Annotated in this window: 9 protein-coding genes and 1 pseudogene; 3 read left to right on the top strand and 7 right to left on the bottom strand. The window is 62.1% G+C overall.

Going from position 1 to position 16795, the window contains the following annotated elements; translation table 11 throughout:
- Positions 1-20: 20 nt before the first annotated feature.
- From BLO80_RS28295 to BLO80_RS28280, 4 genes are all read right to left on the bottom strand, one after another.
- Positions 21-3443, bottom strand: a complete 3423-nt coding sequence (locus BLO80_RS28295; protein WP_092334398.1) for a non-ribosomal peptide synthetase — start codon at positions 3441-3443, stop codon at positions 21-23.
- Positions 3444-3453: 10 nt separating this feature from the next.
- Positions 3454-4386, bottom strand: coding sequence for a diiron oxygenase (locus tag BLO80_RS28290; protein ID WP_092204953.1), 933 nt, complete (start codon positions 4384-4386; stop codon positions 3454-3456).
- On the bottom strand, positions 4383-5159 hold the full coding sequence (locus BLO80_RS28285) for a DUF3050 domain-containing protein (protein ID WP_092204952.1): 777 nt from the start codon (positions 5157-5159) through the stop codon (positions 4383-4385). Before BLO80_RS28285 ends, BLO80_RS28290 begins: the two co-directional genes overlap by 4 nt.
- Before the next feature lie 687 nt (positions 5160-5846).
- A complete protein-coding gene (locus BLO80_RS28280; protein WP_092334400.1) occupies positions 5847-6539 on the bottom strand; it encodes a GntR family transcriptional regulator in 693 nt (230 codons plus the stop codon).
- Positions 6540-6810: 271 nt separating this feature from the next.
- Here BLO80_RS28280 and lapG point away from each other — a divergent pair, with 271 nt between their 5' ends.
- Positions 6811-7434: a cysteine protease LapG gene (lapG, locus tag BLO80_RS28275; RefSeq protein ID WP_370873791.1), complete on the top strand. Its 624-nt coding sequence runs from the start codon at positions 6811-6813 to the stop codon at positions 7432-7434.
- 14 nt (positions 7435-7448) lie between these two features.
- Complete coding sequence (lapD, locus tag BLO80_RS28270; protein ID WP_092334402.1) at positions 7449-9395, top strand: cyclic di-GMP receptor LapD; 1947 nt, start codon at positions 7449-7451, stop codon at positions 9393-9395.
- 414 nt (positions 9396-9809) lie between these two features.
- Here lapD and BLO80_RS28265 read toward each other — a convergent pair whose 3' ends face one another.
- Positions 9810-10115, bottom strand: a complete 306-nt coding sequence (locus tag BLO80_RS28265; protein WP_175459564.1) for a hypothetical protein — start codon at positions 10113-10115, stop codon at positions 9810-9812.
- Positions 10116-10597: 482 nt separating this feature from the next.
- Between BLO80_RS28265 and BLO80_RS28260 the strand changes: the two genes are divergently transcribed.
- Positions 10598-10951, top strand: a complete 354-nt coding sequence (locus tag BLO80_RS28260) for a DUF6124 family protein (RefSeq protein ID WP_092334416.1) — start codon at positions 10598-10600, stop codon at positions 10949-10951.
- 284 nt (positions 10952-11235) lie between these two features.
- Here the strand turns inward: BLO80_RS28260 and BLO80_RS28250 are convergent, their stop codons facing one another.
- Together BLO80_RS28250 and BLO80_RS28245 are read right to left on the bottom strand one after the other, a co-directional pair.
- Entirely contained in the window at positions 11236-11574 is a 339-nt protein-coding gene (locus BLO80_RS28250; protein WP_092205600.1) for a tryptophan synthase subunit beta, read from the bottom strand.
- 184 nt (positions 11575-11758) lie between these two features.
- Positions 11759-16795 (bottom strand): annotated as a pseudogene (locus tag BLO80_RS28245) (LapA family giant adhesin); the annotation flags it as partial.

The following is a 16795-nucleotide window of genomic DNA, read 5'->3' as shown; positions in this document are numbered from 1 at the left end:
TGCTTTGGGTTGAGGGTGTTTCAAATGAAGTCGATGGCCTTGAGGTAGTCGGCGCCGCGACGTAGCAGGGCCGGGGACTTTTCCGGGTAGCTGGCGCCCATCTGTCGCACGCCGGCACGAGCGTTGTCGTGGCTGATCAGCGAGATGTCGCCGATGTCTTCCTCGAAGCCGTTGAGGTAGAAACCCAGCACGCCAAACAACGCATTGTCGGCATCGACCCGCGCCAGTTGCCGTTGCCACTCGGCGACGCTCACCAGCGAAAATTCCCGGCCGCTGTCGCGGAACGACGCGACGTAAGCGTCCCAGCTCAAAGGCTGCGGGTTGTGCAGGTTGAACACCGCTTGGGTGGGCTGGTAGCGGCTGGCGTGGAAGGCGATGAAGCGGGCCAGGAAATCCACCGGCATCAGGTCGAAATTGAGTGACAGGTCTGGCACCTGGCCGAGCTGGATCGAGCCCTTGAGCATCAGCATCAAGCGATTCTTGTGGGGCTGGCAGACCCCGGTCAGGCTGTTGAAGCTGATGTTGCCGGGGCGGAACAGATTGACCCACACCCCGCGATCGCGGGCCCGTTGCAGGATCCGTTCGCCGACCCATTTGGACAGGTTGTAGCCGTTCTTGATGTAGATCGGCGGCGTCTCGGCGGCAGGCTGTTCCAGCACCTGGCCATCGGCGTCCAGGGCACTGGAGGCGGACAGCGTGGAGACGAAATTGAATATTTTCTTGCTGCGCCCTTCACACAGGCGCAGGCACTCGAAAATCGGCTCGACGTTGTCCCGTGCCAGTGACGCATAGTCGAGTACATGGTTGACGTGGGCGGCGTTGTGCACCAACGCGCCGAACGTGCGATCGATACGGGCGTAGACATCGTCCGGCAACCCCAATTGCGGTTGGGTGATGTCGGCGGCGTACACGCTGACGCGGTCCAGATCCAGGTGGGTCAGGTGATTGTCCCGCAGGGCCTGGGAGAAACGTTCAGCCGCGCTGTGTTCGGCGCTCGCGCGCACCAGGCACGCGACTTCGGTGGCGCCCCAGGCCAGCAGCGCTTCGACGATGTGCACGCCGAGAAAGCTGTTGGCGCCGGTCACCACCACCTTGTGCACATCGCCGCATTGGCTGATGGGCAGCGGATCGAGGTTGAGCTCGGCCTCGGCATCGATGAAGGCCTGGGGGCTGAGGACTGATGCGTTGCTGTGTTCCGGGTCGTCCAGCAGCTTCGCCAAGGTCATCAGCGTCGGCGCCTCGATGAAGCGGTTGATCGACAGGCTGCGACCGAACACCTGGCGGATGCTCAGCAGCAGTCGCGACAGCAGGATCGAGTGCCCGCCAAGGTTGAAGAAGCTCTCGTCGGTGGCAATATCCTCGACTGGCAATTCAAGCAGCTCGGCCCACAGTTGCTGCAGTTGTGTTTCCAGGGCGTTCTGCGGTTGGCGCCGTTGGCCGTCGACGTGCACCTGCACCGCCATGGCGAGCAATGCCCGGCGATCGACCTTGCCGTTGCTGGTGTAGGGCAGGCTGGGCAATTCGACGTAGGCCGCCGGGTGCATGTAGCTGGGCAAGCTGTTCTGCACATGCTCGCGCAGCGCCTGGAGGGCCGCGCCGGGGTGCGCCTGTTCGGGGTGAACCAGGAACGCCAGGATCCGCCGCTTTTCATCGACCCCCACCGCCACCTGGCGAAACAGCTGGCTGTCGCGCAGGCAGTGCTCGATTTCCTCGGGCTCGACCCGAAAACCACGGATCTTCACTTGGTTATCGCGGCGGCCGCACAGTTCGATACCGTTGTCGGTCCACTGGCCGATATCGCCGGTGCGATAGACCCGCAGCGCTTGTCCGGTGGGCAGCGCCAGGTCGAGGTAACGCGTCGCGGTCAGCGCCGGGTCGTTCAGATAGCCGAGGCCGACGCCCGGGCCGGCGATGTACAACTCGCCGGGGACACCTTGGGGAACCGGTTGCAACTGTTCGTCGAGGATCAGGATCCGGCCATTGGCGATGGGCATGCCGAGGTTGCGGTTGTTGTCGCCGACACCGAACTGGCGTGTGGTCGCCAGCACCGTGGTTTCGGTCGGGCCGTAGATGTTGTGGAACCGGCATTGTGGCGCGAGCCGTTCGATCACGAACGGCTCGCAGACATCGCCACCGGTGATCAGGTGCGCCAGGCCCAACGGCGTATCCAGGGGCATGACGCTCAGCAGCGCAGGCGGCAGGAAGGCGTGGCTGATGTGCTGCTGGTGAATCAACGCGACCAATTGCTGCGGGTCGCGGCGCTGGTCTTCGCTGGGCACCACCAGCAGGGCGCCGTGGATGAAGGTCGGCAGGATATCCAGCAGCGACGCGTCAAAGTTGATGGTGGAAAACTGCAACGCCCGGCTGTCGCGCTGCAACCCGACGTAGTCGCCGTACCAGGCACAGAAATGGCTGAGGTTGCGGTGGCTGAGCAACACGCCTTTGGGCTGGCCGGTGGTGCCAGAGGTGTAGATCGCCACGGCCGGTTCGTCGATGCTCACCACGCGCCGGATCAGCGAGGCCGGGATGCTCGGTTTGAGCGCAGGCAGCCGCTGGACATCCAGGGCTGGCAATGCCACGTCATCCAGGTCGTTGTCGCCGTCGTGCAGCAGCAGGTCGGCCTTGGCATTGTCCAGGATGAAGCGCCGACGCTGCGCCGGGTGCTGCGGATCCAACGGCAAGTACACCGCACCGCAACCGAGCACCGCCAGGATCGCGGCGTACAGTTGCATGGACTTGGGCAGGCATACGCCGATCACCAACGGGCGGTCGGTCGCCGGGCGTAGGCTGGCGAGCATGGCCTGCTGCATCCTCAGCGCCAGGCTGCGCAAGGTCTTGTAGTCAATGAGGTGCCCATCGACCCACAGGGCCGGTTGCGTGGCGTCGTCGAGCAGGCGCTGTTCGATGCGGTGCATCACCGGCACGTCGGCGGCGGCCAGCAGCCAGGGCACTGCCGGCCGATTGAGGCCGTGCTCGAAGGCCAGCGGCTCCAGCGCATCGAGCCCGAGCAGGGGCTGCTCGACAGCGTCAGCGTCTACCGTTGGCCAGTGATCGAAACAGGTTTCGTCCCGGGATAACTGGCTGACCAGCCGTGCGCCGGTCTCGACCAACGTCGCCAGCGTACGCAGGCGCAACGACTGGCCATTGCCATCGTGTTGCGGCGCGATCGCTTCCTGGCACAACAGCCGCTGCGCACCGTCGCGAAAAACCAGCACCGGTTGCGGCAGTGCCTCACCGGGCAGCGTGCACAGGGCCACGCGGATCTGGAGGCATGAACGGGCTTCAATGGTTCGCGGTGTCGTCCCGTCGTCGATCAACAGGTCGACCGCGTCGTGGCCGGCCGGCGAGTGTCGAACCACTGCGTGGCCGTGCAGTTCCAGTTCCCGGGCCAGTTCGGTCATGGCCTGGCTGGTGCCAGGCACTGCAATGTCGAGGCGTCTCATCGAAAGGTCCTCATGGGGTCAGGTAATCGGCAAGGGCGTCGCGTACGCAGGGGGACGCGAGCATCGAGCTGCCGCGGAAAAAACGCGTGATGTTGCCCACCAACGGGTGAAAACGATTGATGGGGTACGCCAGCGCACTGGCGTCTTCACGCAGCGACTGGCGTACCGATTCGTCGACGGGCAGGTGGGCGATCAGCTCGAAGTCGAAGGCTTGTTGCAGGTCGCTCGCCAGGTACTGGGCGATGAAACCGGGCATCAAGCGCGCGATCGCCGCGCGATCCTCTTCGGGGGCGGTGCGCCAGTAGATCTGCACCAGTCGCGTCCAGAAACCGGAGTGCCGGCCCTCGTCGAGCAAGTGGTCGGCCATCAACCCCTTGATCGAGGCCTTGACCGAATCGTCCCGGGCGAAGGCGGCCACCTCGTTGGTCACGGTGTTCTCGGCAATGGCGATGCAGATCAGCTCCACGGCGCTGAGCAAATGCTCCGGCGCTCGGGCCAGGGTCGCCGGTATGGCGCGGCTGAGTTCGATCTGCCCAGGCAACGGAATGGGATCGATGCCGGTCATGTCGATGGTCTGCTGCATGAAGTCCATCGCCACCAGCGCGTGGTAATCCTCGTCCACCACCACGGTCATCGCGTCGTAGCGGCAGGCGAACGGGAATTCGATGCCGAAGCGGTTCTTGGCGATGCGCCGGGCGGTGTGGTCCACCAGTTCGGTCTCGAAAATCACCACGTCGTTGATGAACTTGTAGAGGCTCTGCACCAGCACAAAGTCGCGCAGTTGCGCACAGTGGCTGAGGAAGGTCTGGCTGTGCACCAGCGGTTGGCGGCTCATGGGGAAGATCAGCTTGTCGTCGTCTTCGACCCGGCGCCGTGGCCGGGTACGGATCGTGGCGCGGCTTTCCCAGGCGTCGGCGAAGGATTGGTAGGGGATGGCGTTCATGGCATCACCTGCGCAACCGGTTGGGTCATGCTCTGGCGCAGGCCGTCCCACAAGGCGGCGCGGCTGTGGACGGCGGCGAGGGCGGCGGCCAGGACTTCGGTTTCGCGCTGCGGGTCGCCATCGATCAGCCGTGCCAACAGTTTTTCTGCCGCCGGCCCGTGGTCTTCGGAGTCGACTTCGATGTGCCGTTGCAGGTAGTAACGGAAGGTCGGTGCCTGATCCAGGCCAATGCCCCAGGCGTCCAACATGCGCTGGAACATCTGCGGGATGACACTCTCGCGACCATGCACGAAGGCGGCGGCCACGCTGTGGGCCGGGGCGTGCAGGGCGGTGTGCAAGGTCTGGCGGACGAACCGCGCCGCCGCCGGCTCGACCTCGACACTGTCCAGCGCGGTCTCGGGGCTGACGCCTTCCTGCTGCAGGGTGATGAACTGCTCGATGGCGCGGGTATCGGCGCCGATTTCCCGCATGGCGTCCAGGTACAGTTCGAAATGGCTGCAATAGCCGGCGCCAGGGCGGTCATCCGACTCTTCCCCCAGCACGATCTCATTGATCAAGCGGGCCGCGTGGGGGTCGGCCGGCGGCAGCCAGGGCAGGTGGACACAGGTGAGCTCGCGTTGCAGTCGCTTGGTCAGCGACATGAAGTCCCAGACGGCAAAGACATGGCTTTCCATAAAGCGGCGCAACAGATCGATTGATGTAATCTCGGAAAAAACCGGGTGTTGGCCAAGTTCGTGTTTTTTGAGAGATAGTTGTTCTTTGGATGGCTGCATTGGAACGTCCTCATCAATGATGTTTTGTTCGGAGGGCGGCTCGTTAGTTAGTGAAGGCGAGCGGGTGCCTGAACCGAAATCCATGAATTGCCAAAGTGGCTTGAGCATTCTCTTTAAATCGTGCTTTCGGCTTGCGAAGCCCTTGTTTGCTTGGGTTTTAGCAAGTCTGAACGGCCGCCAGTAACGCGGCGAATAAAAAACTAATACACGGAGCAAGTAAGCGGCAAGTACTTTTTTAAATATTTAAAGTGGCTGTTTTATTGGGCGCGAAGAGGGCTTTTAAAACTTTTAATATAAGTTTTATTGGGGCGAAGAAGCTCCTTCCGATTTAGGCGTATCAGAATCGAATAGTTCGAGTGAATGCCTCACTCGGAGCACTTCAGGGATCGGGGGAATAAGGAAGTTTGATTTTTATGGGCAGGACGTCGGTCGGACATCCGATCATCCCGCCGGTTGGACGACGCTCCTTGCGTATTGGCTTCGATTCGCCTGGCCTCAGCCAGGCGTTGACTTCTTCAGGTCTGTTTTGAATCGATAAGCGCAAGAGTGAGCCCAAATCGATGGCAGTGCCATTGAACTGATGGGGCGACGAGCCGCGGCCACGGCCAAGCCGCGCCGGGCTGGCGATTAGTGATTCGGAAGGATATGTAAGAAATTTTTACGCCGGACGGAGCGTCCGACGTGGGATCACAGCTTCGACGGCTGTTCCAAGTACCGGCGCATGGTGACAGAGGCTTTTTCCAGGTGCAGTTCCAGCAATGCGATCGCTTTATCGATGTCTTTGGCCTGCGCGGCCTCGAGCAGCGCGCGATGATCGTCCTGGTTCAAGTTGCCCAGGCCCATGGACGACAGATGAAAGCGCAGGAAGCGCTCTTCTTCATTGAGCTCGCGCTCGATCAGGTCCAGCAGCTTGCCGTTGGGTGCCTTGTGATAAAGCGACATGTGGAACAGCCGGTTGAGCTTGCCGATCTCGGCGTGGTCGGTTTCCGTTTCCAGCTGTTCGATGTACCGGGCGGCCAGTGCCAGGTCGCTGTCATCGAGCAAAGGGATGGACAGGCGCAAGGCGAAAGCCTCCAGGACCGAACGCAGGGCGTAGGTTTCGACCGCATTGTTGGTGATCAATGGCGCCACGACGGCGCCCTTGTGCTGAACCACATTGAGCAGCGACTGCGCTTCGAGTTGGCGCAACGCCTCGCGCACCGGCATGCGGCTCACGCCGAACAGGTCGGCCAGTTCCTGCTGGCGCAGGGCGGTACCGCAAGGCAAGCGCCCATCGAGGATGGCCTCGCGCAGAGACCCTTCGATGATCGAGCGTGCCTGGTCAGCGGGAATGGGACCGTTGATCTGGATAGTGCTGAGCGGCTTGGGCTTCTGTGTCACGACAACGTACCCTGATTGGTAGTAGAAATTGGATCCAGGCTCACGTTAGTTACAGGTTGGCGAGACGTCAAAGTCTCTCGACCGGAGGTTCCTGAACTAAAGTTTAGTCTGCCTGCGGTGATTGCACCTTGCCATTGTCTTTTAGTGGGCCAGGCGTCACCATCCAACGAATTTCCAACGACCCTTTTCGGACGTATCTCCCTTGGCTGCACCGTTCCCTGTCCTCAGGTCCTTGCGCTGGCTGTGTTCGGCATTGTTGCTGGCCGGCCTGATGCTGGGCGGCCTGCGGGCCGACTGGGACTTTGCTCAGATCAGCCGGCGGGCGCAAGCGTTATATGGCCCGCTGGGTGAAGGGCAGCAACGGATCGACGCCTGGCAGCAATTGCTGGCGACCCAGAAACAGATCCCGGAACTGGAACAGCTCAAGGTGGTGAACCTGTTTTTCAACAAACAGGTTCGCTACGTGGAAGACATCGACCTGTGGCGTGAAGTCGACTATTGGGAAACACCGATCCAGGCCCTGTGGAAGGGCGCCGGCGATTGTGAAGACTACGCCATCGCCAAGTACTTCAGCCTGCGCCATCTCGGGGTGTCCAGTGACAAGCTGCGCATCACCTACGTCAAGGCCTTGCGGCAGAACCGTGCCCACATGGTGCTCACCTATTACGCCACGCCCGAGGCGATGCCGCTGGTACTCGACAGCCTGATCGACGGGATCCTGCCGGCCAGCCAGCGAACCGACTTGCTCCCGGTCTACTCTTTCAATGCCGAAGGGCTGTGGCTGCCGGGCGCCAAGGGCAACAAGAAAGTGGGTGACACCAAGCGCCTGTCCCGGTGGCAGGATGTGTTGAAAAAAATGCAGGCCGAAGGTTTTCCGGTCGAGACGACTAACTAGGAGCGCGCGCTCAGATGTCCTTGTTCAAACAGCTGTTGATCGCTATCTGTCTGTTCCTGGTGGTTGCCTTCAGCGGCAGCTTCATGGTCAGCCTGGAGAGCTCGCGGGCCCAGTACGTCAATCAGTTGCGCTCCCACGCCCAGGACGCGGCCACGGCGTTGGCGCTGTCGTTGACGCCGAACATCGACGACCCGGCGATGGTGGAGTTGATGGTCAGCTCGATCTTCGACAGCGGCTACTACGCGACCATCCGCGTGGTCGACGTGGCCACCGACAAGACCCTGGTCGAGCGCACCGGCACGCCGGACGCTGGCAGCGTGCCGCAATGGTTCGTCAAGCTGATCGGCCTGGAACCGGCCGGTGGCGACGCCATCGTCAGTCGCGGCTGGGAGCAGGCGGCGCGGGTCGAAGTGATCAGCCACCCGATGTTCGCCCTCGCCAAGCTCTGGCAGAGCGCGTTGGGCAGCCTGGGCTGGTTGCTGTTGTGCGGCGCCGTGAGCGCGGTGCTGGGGGCCTTGCTGCTGCGTCGCCAGCTCAAGCCATTGGACTACATGGTGCATCAGTCCCATGCCATTGCTCGTCGCGAGTTCCTGAGCCTGCCGGAGTTGCCACGCACGCCTGAACTGCGGCGCGTGGTGCAGGCGATGAACCAGATGGTCGAGAAGCTCAAGGCGCTGTTCCAGGAGCAGGCCGAGCGCAGCGAGAAGCTGCGGGTTGAGTCCTACCAGGACACCCTCACGGGCCTGGCCAACCGGCGCTATTTCGAAATGCAGCTCAATGCCCGGGTGAGTAACCCGGAGCAGGCCAGTTCTGGTTATCTGCTGTTGCTGCGGGTCAAGGACCTGGCCGGTTTGAACCAGCGGTTGGGCGGGCAGCGCACTGACCAGTTGCTCCAGGCCGTGGGCGAGCAATTGCAGCGTGAATGCGCCCGCTACCCGGAGACCCTCAACCTGGTCACGCGTATTCGCGGTGGCGAGTTCGCGGTGCTGGCCCCCGGGCTGGTGCGCGAGGAGGCGCTGCAACTGGCGCAGAACCTCGAAGCCGCCCTGGCGAGCCTGCACGCCACCGGCGCGACTGACGTGGCGTCGGTGGCCTCCATCGGGTTGGCGCCGTTCGTCCATGGCGACTCTCCGCAAGCGGTGCTCCAGCTTGGCGATCAGGCCCTGGCCCAGGCCGAAAGCCAGGGCGAACCGGGTTGGGCCTGCCTGGACCACAGTGCCTCGGCCAGCGTCGGAGACGATCACCATGCCTGGCACACCTTGCTCGATCAGGCTTTGAGTCATCAGCGCTTCGAGCTGTACTTCCAGCCGGTGGTAGCGGCCCAGGACACCCAGGTAGTGCTGCATTACAAAGTGTTGTCGCGGCTACTGGACGAGCAGGGCCAGACCATCCCCGCCGGGCGTTTCCTGCCCTGGTTGGAGCGTTTCGGCTGGACCGCGCGCCTGGACCGCTTGATGCTCGAACAAGTGCTCAGGCAAATGGCCGGGCATGAGCAGTCCCTGGCGTTGAACCTGTCTTCGGCGACCTTGGCCGATCCTCAGGCGCTGAACAAGATCTTTGAGATCCTGCGGGCCCATTCCAACCTCGGGCCGCGCTTGACCCTGGAGATTGGCGAAGAGCAATTGCCGGAGCAGGCCGTGCTGGAGCAGTTGACCCGGCAACTGCGCGAGCTCGGCTTTTCCCTGAGCCTGCAGCGCTTTGGTGGGCGGTTCAGCATGATCGGCAACTTGTCGCGGCTGGGGTTGGCTTACTTGAAAATCGACGGCAGTTACATTCGTGCCATTGATCAGGAAAGTGATAAGCGTTTGTTCATCGAGGCGATCCAGCGCGCGGCCCACAGTATCGATTTGCCGTTGATTGCCGAGCGGGTGGAGACGGAGGGGGAGTTGGCGGTGATTCGGGAGATGGGGTTGTTTGGGGTGCAGGGGCAGTTGGTTGGGGAGCCTCGGCGGTGGGGGTGAGGCTTGCTGGCGAAGCGGCCTGGTAGCCGGCCTGGATGTTGTTGACCGAGTACATATCCGTTCTTTTCGTAACGGCGACTTATGGTTCCGCCCTTACGGCGGCTCACTTTTGAGAAGCGCAAAAGTAAGCAAAACGCTTTATGCCCCACCACTCGGCACCTCGCCTAGGCTCGGTGTGCCCTCACTCCGGCATTGCTCCGTGGGCCCGCCGCGAAGGGCCATCCATGGCCCAGCGCGGCTATCCCGGCATCCATGCCGGGATGCCCACTCCACAATGCCTGCGTTCGGCCAGCGTGGTTAACGGGGCCCCCAGATCAAAAGCCAGGACGAGGCGGCCTTATAGCCGACCTGGTTCTTGATGGGGACCGCGTTTCCCCTGTGGGAGCGGGCTTGCTCGCGAAGATGGCGGTACATTCAGCATTGATGCAAGCAGACCCACCGCCATCGCGAGCAAGCTTGGCTCCCACAGGGCTCGGCGGTGGGGCTGCTAAATAAAATGCCGGGATGTGCCCCGCTCTTGCTCTTGCTCTTGCTCTTGCTCTTGCTCTTGCTCTTGCTCTTGCTCTTGCTCTTGCTCTTGCTCTTGCTCTTGCTCTTGCTTTTGATCTTGGGCGCCCCGTTAACCACGCTGGCCGAACGCAGGCATTGCGCAGTGGGCACCTCGGCATGGATGCCGAGGTAGCCGCGCTGGGCCATGGATGGCCCTTCGCGGCGGCCCACGGAGCAATGCCTGCGTTCGGGCACACCGAGCCTAGGCGAGGTGCCGAGTGGTGGGGCAAGAGCGTTTTGCTTACTTTTGCGCTTCTCAAAAGTGAGCCGCCGTAAGGGCGGAACCGCCAGTAGCCGTTACCGCAGAAACGGATATACACCCCCTCCAAAAGCAAGGTCCTAGGAGATTTCCTTCGAGTTGTAGCGAAGTTGGTGAACTTGTCCGGCGTCTGCCTCGTGGCTAGTCTGGGTTTGTCACTGAAAAAACGGTGACACGGACGTGCAAGTCCGAAGAAACTGTTTAGGATGCGACGCTACATCGCTCAGGGGCTTTTTTCTGCCCACTGGCTTTATGGCGGCTGCACGCAGGAGATCCTTGGATCTGCTGGGTGTCCTAAACAGGCCCGGTCTTGCACACCTGCGTACGGCCGCCACCCTCATTCGCGTGCAAGCGAACGGTGACGGTTTCCACTTAACTGTTTAGGAAATCTCTAATGTTCAAAGTAACTCCGAATCCGCCAGGAAGTCCTGGCAACGCCTCCAAAAAACTCGATGAGGCCGCCGAGCGCGCCCTCGACTACTACCTCAATCCAAAACCTACCGATGAAGCCTCGGGAAAAAACCCAACCGCCCAGCTCTTCATGGTCTCCCCGGATATCGACACTGAAACCCTCCTGGCCAATGCCTCCGAAGACTTGCTGTCCATCAGCGCCATCGCCGCCGACCTGGCTGACGACGTCGACGGCTCACGCCGCAGCGTGATCCTGGCGATCAGCCGGATGGCCGATGGGGTGCAGTTGTTGGTGGAGCGAGCGATGGATCGGCTGGAGGCTCAAGCGCCGGCCTGATGTGTCTGTGGTGGATTGAAGACCGCCTTCGCGAGCAAGCCCGCTCCCACATTGAATCTATGTCGAACCGAAATAATCGAGATCAACCCTGATCAACTGTGGGAGCGAGCTTGCTCGCGATGGCGTCAGTCCAGACAACACGATCCCCTGTGGCGAGGGAGCTTGCTCCCGCTGGCCTGCGAAGCAGGCCCCCAGCTCTTCAGGCAGACCGCGTTGCCTGGTTTTGCGACTGCTGCGCAGCCGAGCGGGAGCAAGCTCCCTCGCCACAGGGATGTCATTTGAGGCTAGATCAACCCCTTCTCATCATCATCGATCAACCGGCTCAACCCGCCCAGTGCTTCCCGGGCCTGGGTGCGGTCCATCAGCTTGGCCTGGGCCGCGGCTGGCAGGTCGGTGACGCGGATCACGCCTTTGCTGGTCAGTACCTGGATCAAGTCATCGAGTACCCGGATCATCTCCAGGTCGCTCTGCTTGAGCTGTTTGAGGCTGTTTTCCACCGCCTGGTTGGCGAACCAGTCCTGGATCTCGTGGCTGTCGGCCGGCAGGGTTTCGGTGGCTTCGGCATAAGCGGCGGCTTCTACGCGCACCAGCAGGCCTTGTGCATCGCGTTGCACATAAAACATCGGGCATCCCTCATGTATGAAGCGGCGTCATGCTGGGCAGCATAGGCCAACTGTGGGGGAGTATGAACACTTATCCCGTGGCGAGGGAGCTTGCTCCCGCTGGGCTGCGCAGCAGCCCCAAAAAACAGAGCCGCTTCACGCCCCAGCGGGAGCAAGCTCCCTCGCCACGGGTTTTGTGTCAGGTTCAGCTGTTGTTGTGATCGACCTTGATGGTCGGGTCACTGCCGGCGATCAACGAGTTCAGGTTCACGTTCGACCAGTTGTTGCCTTCAAGCTTGATCGTCACGTCCGGCGCCGCCGCGGCACCGTTGGCCCCATTGAACTGGCCGGAGGTACTGACCTGCAGCGACGACACGCCATCGACCGTGCTGATCTTCAGGAAGTGGTCGATGGTGCTGCCGGTTTCGCCCTGCAACAGATCCCGCAAGTCGATCCGGTCGCCATCGGCGGCCTTGAAGTCCTTGATCACGTCGGTGCCGGTGTCGCCGGCCTTCCAGACAAAGGTATCGCCCCCCAGGCCGCCGATCAGGGTGTCATTGCCCTGGCCGCCGATCAGTGTGTCGTTACCCGTGCCACCCAGCAGGATGTCATTGCCCTTGCCACCGTTGAGCGTGTCGTTGCCGCCCTGGCCGAAAATGATGTCGTTGCCGGCGCCGCCCAACAGGGTGTCGTTGCCATCGTGGGCACCGGACACATCGAACGCGGTGTAGTGCTCGGTGATGTACTGGTGCACGTTGCTGGTGGTGACCTTGCTGACGTCCACGCCGTTCTGCTGGGCCACGAACGCCTGGATGGCCTGGTAGCCCTCGCCGGCGATGCCGTTGAAGCTCACCAGGTCGCCGAACAGGATGTCATTGCCGTCGCCACCGTTGACCGTATCGGCGCCCGGCAGGGTCGCTTCGGTGTGGCCAATGATCGAGTTCGCCAGGTCTTTCGGGTCGATGTTGGTCTGTGGTTTTGCATCCGAGTCGTAGGGCTTGAGATCGGCCAGGGTCACATCGCTGTTAAGGCCGATGGCTTCCACGCCAGACAGCGAGCTCAGGAGCGCGAAGGCGCTCAGGGAGTTGCTGGTGGTGCTCGAGTCGGTGCTGTTGCCGGTACCGTCGCGATACGACAGCTCATAGGTGCCGTCACCCTGGGCATGCAAGGTGCCCAGCGCTTCGTCGCTCCAGTAGCCGCCCCAGGTTTTTTTCCAGGTTTGCAGCGTGACATTGCCAGACTCGTCGACCTTCACGCGGTGTGTGCTGTCCAGGTCGGCGCTGAACGTCTGGCCCAGCTTGTAGTTGGTCGTGGTAATCAGGCTGTCGAGCTTCACGTCGCCGTAAAGGGTCGGGTTGGTCTGTTCACCAGACTGATAGAAGGTCGGCTGGCCGTCAGTGATGAAGTAAGTCAGGTTTTTCGCCCCGGTGTTGCTCAAGGCTTCAGTGCTCTTGAACCAGTTGGCCGTGGTCTTGAATACGTCCTCGTAGTTGGTGCCGCCGCCGGACGCCATTGAATCCAGCACGTTCTTGAGCAGCGCCAGTGCGTTCGGGTCCTTGAGGTTGACCGAAACGGTCTTGTTCACCTGCCTGTCGAAGTCCGCCAGGAAGATGTTCACCGTGCCCGAGTTGCTACCCATGCTTTGCTTGAGCGTGTTGAACACCGACGTCAGTGAGGTCTTGGCTGCGGAAAGCGACGAATCGCTCATGCTGCCGGAGCTGTCGACCATGAAGGCAATGTTGTAGTTGACGCCCGGCACCACGGTCAGGCCGCCGATGTCGGCGACGACGATGTCGTTGCCATCCGTGCCGGTGACGTTGTCGCTGCTGGAGGTGGCTGTCACGGCGTTGTACACCGCCGGATAAACCGTGACCGGGATCTGCGCGATGCTGACCGCCGAGCCGCCGAGGGCTTCGGTAGAGGTCGACGTCACGGTCAGGTTGAACTGGCCGTTGTAGTAGGTCGGTGGCGTCAGGGTCAGGCTGCCCAGGTTCCAGCCGGTGACCGAGGCTTCGCCGTTGCTGCCCACGGTCGCGGTATGGCCCGCGCCGTCGCTCAGCACGCTGCCTTCCGGAATGCCGCCGATCTTCACGCTCAGGCTTTCCGAACCGTCGGTGTCGGTCAGGGCCGTGGTGATCTTGGACAGGTTCACGCTGGTGCCTTCGGCGCCTTCGTTGAGTTTGTAGCCGTCGTAATAACCTTCGCCATTGGTGCCGTGCAGGTCGGAGACGGTCACGCCGGCATTCGCCAGGTCGGCCACGCCGGTGTACAGCGGCACGCCGGCACTGCTCAGGTCCACTGGCGTGCCGCCGTTGACCGACAGGTTCACGTCGTAGCTGCCCGGGCCAGTCTGGTTATGGTGGTAGATGTCCAGGGTGTAGTAGCCGCTGGTGGTCGGTGTGAACGAGCCGTTCAATTTACCGCCTGCGCCCCAGGTGATGGCCGCCACGTCCTTGCCGCCGACGGTGACCAGCAGGCTGTCATCGCCGGTACCGCTGAAGGTGTAGGTCTTGCCGGCTTCGAGGAAGATCAGGCCGGAAGTTTTCGACGCGGTGCCCGGGTTAACGTTGCTGTCGGACTGCACGTTGGTCACGTTGGTGCTGCTGTTCGGCGTGCCGGCGGCATCGATCACCGACTTGAGCGTGCCGGATGGCGCGCCGTTGCCATCGGTGCCCAGGCCCGACAGGCCGGTCCAGACTTCCTTGATCAGCCCGGTGGAGGTCACGTTGTTGCCGGCCACGTTGAGGGTCGGTGCGTCGGCGACCGGCGTGATGTCGATCTTCACCGTGCTGGTATTGCCCAGCGCCTGGCCGTCGGTTGGCTGGAAGCTGATCTGTGCGTAATCGGCCTTTTGATCGCCCACGCCGCTCGGGTTGCCGTTGGCGCCGGATTCGTTGGCGTCCGGGGTGAAGCGCAGCTTGCCGGCGTCGATGTCAGCCTTGGTGAAGGTCTGGTTGTTGGCCACGTCCTTCCAGGTGGCACCGTCCAGGTACTGCAACTTGCCGTCGCTCGGCAGCCCGGTGATTTTCACACCCTGGCTGGCGGCGGCGCTGTCCACGTCGCTGATACCGAACGTCGACCAGCCGAGCACCAGTGAAGTGTCTTCAGTGCCGGTCACCGCGCCACCGGTGGCTACTGGCGCGTCGTTGACCCCGACCACGTTCACGGTGGTGGTGGCCGTGTTGGAGTAGTTGGTGCCGTCGGTCACCGTCACGGTGATGATGCGCGGTACGGTACTCGGGTCATCGCTGCTGTTGGTGAAGCTGATGTTCTTGATCTGCTGCATGTAGTCGGCCAGCGTCGCATTGCCCGACAGCGTCAGCACGATCTTGCCGTCGGTGCTGTTGGCGTTGATGCTGATGCCATTGACGCTGTTGCCCAGGTTCAGCACATCGCCAGGCTGACGGTTGGTCAGCACGATGGTCGCGCCGGTCAGCAGGGTGCTGTCCGGGTCGGTGATCTTCAGGTCGGTGTCACCGATGGACACGCCCGGGCCAGTGGTGCCTTCGGTGAAGGTCACCTGGTAGTCGGCCCCGGTCTTGCCGCTGGAGTTGTTGGCGTCCAGGTCGAGTACCGGCGGCGCATCGTTGTCGATGATCGACGTGCTGACGCTGCCGTTGGTGCCACTGACACCCAGGTGCTCGAAGTTGCCACCGGTGGCCGAGTCGATCTTGACCACGAAGTTTTCGGTGCCTTCGGTGATCTTGTCGTCCAGCGTCGCGACGTTGAAGGTGGCGCTGGTGGCGTTGGCCGGGATCTTCACGGTATAGACGCCGGTGAAGTCCGAACCGTCGGCCGCAGTGCCGCTGTAGACGATCTTGACGGTCACTTCCGTCTGCGCCGGGTTGGTCAGGCTGACGGTGTACGTCGCGGTCTGGCCTTCGGTGACGGACGTGCTGCCGGTGATGCTGACCGTGGTGTTGTCGACGGTGTCAGTGACTGCAGTCACCGCCGGCGCGGTGCTCGGGACGAGACTCTCGAAGTTGCCACCGGTGGCTGTCTTGATGGTTGCCGAGACATTACCGGCGTCCTGATAGACGTCGTCTTTCGGCGCATCGACGGTCACGGTACCGGTTTTGGCACCGGCGGCGATGTTGATCACCGCGCCGTTGCTCAAGGTGACGGTGACCGGTGAGCCGGCGGCGTTGGTCAGGGTCGCGGTGTAGGTGATCTGACCCCCTTCGGCGACCGTACCGGTGGCGCTCAGGCTCAGGCCGGTGGTGTCCTGGGTATCGGTGACCGAGGTATCGGCGGTCTTGCCGTCGATAGCCAGTTTTTCGTAGTTGCCACCCTTGGCGTCGTCGATCTTGACGCTCAGTTGGTTGCCGCCGGCGAGGGCGTCGTTTTGCGTGGCGAAGTTCACCGAGCCGGAACTGGCGCCGACCGGGATGGTGATGGTCTGGCCGTTGCTCAATGTCACCACGAGTGGAGCGCCGGTGACCGGAGCGTTGACCGAGGCGGTATAAACGACGGTGCCACCTTCTGCCACAGTCGAAGTCGCAGTGAGCGAAACGGTGCTGGTGTCGATGGTATCGGTCACGTCAGTGACAGCCGGGGTCGTGCTCGGAACGAGGTTTTCGAAGTTACCACCGGTGGCTTTATCGATGCTGACTTCGACCTTGCCGGCGTCCTTGTAGACGTCGTCTTTAGGCGCATCCACGGTGACGGTGCCAGTGGTGGCACCGGCTGCGATGTTGATCACCGCGCCATTGCTCAGCGTAATGGTGACCGGCGAGCCAGCAGCGTTGGTCAGGGTGGCGGTATAAACAATCGAGCCGCCTTCTGTCACGGTGTCGGTTGCGGAAAGCGTCAGGCCGGTAGTGTCCTGGGTATCGGTTACCGAGGTATCGGCGGTCTTGCCATCGATAGCCAGATTTTCGTAGTTACCACCCTTGGCGTCGTCAATCTTGACGCTCAGGTTATCACCGCCAGCGAGGGCATCGTTCGTCGTAACGAAGTTCACGCTGCCGGAGCTTGCGCCAACTGGGATAGTGATGGTCTGGCCGTTGGACAGGGTGACGACCAGTGGAGCACCGGTGACCGGGGCGTTGACCGAAGCGGTATAGACCACGGTACCGCCTTCGGCCACAGTCGAAGTCGCAGTGAGCGAAACGGTGCTGGTGTCGATGGTATCGGTGACGTCCGTGACGGCTGGAGTCGTGCTCGGAACGAGGTTCTCGAAGTTACCGCCAGTCGCTTTATCGATGCTGACTTCAACCTTGCCGGCGTCTTTGTAGACGTC

Source organism: Pseudomonas sp. NFACC56-3 (assembly GCF_900100025.1).
GTDB classification, from domain to species: Bacteria; Pseudomonadota; Gammaproteobacteria; order Pseudomonadales; family Pseudomonadaceae; genus Aquipseudomonas; species Aquipseudomonas fluorescens_AA.
Note: the sequence above shows the minus strand (reverse complement) of the source record. Positions and strands in the feature narration are given on the sequence as shown.

Bases quoted from the DNA above. Each gene is read 5' to 3' on its own strand.
- BLO80_RS28290 (WP_092204953.1), bottom strand. From the start codon at position 4,386: ATGAACGCCATCCCCTACCAATCCTTCGCCGACGCCTGGGAAAGCCGC.
- BLO80_RS28285 (WP_092204952.1), bottom strand. From the start codon at position 5,159: ATGCAGCCATCCAAAGAACAACTATCTCTCAAAAAACACGAACTTGGC.
- lapD (WP_092334402.1), top strand. From the start codon at position 7,449: ATGTCCTTGTTCAAACAGCTGTTGATCGCTATCTGTCTGTTCCTGGTG.
- lapG (WP_370873791.1), top strand. From the start codon at position 6,811: ATGCTGGGCGGCCTGCGGGCCGACTGGGACTTTGCTCAGATCAGCCGG.
- BLO80_RS28260 (WP_092334416.1), top strand. From the start codon at position 10,598: ATGTTCAAAGTAACTCCGAATCCGCCAGGAAGTCCTGGCAACGCCTCC.
- BLO80_RS28295 (WP_092334398.1), bottom strand. From the start codon at position 3,443: ATGAGACGCCTCGACATTGCAGTGCCTGGCACCAGCCAGGCCATGACC.
- BLO80_RS28250 (WP_092205600.1), bottom strand. From the start codon at position 11,574: ATGTTTTATGTGCAACGCGATGCACAAGGCCTGCTGGTGCGCGTAGAA.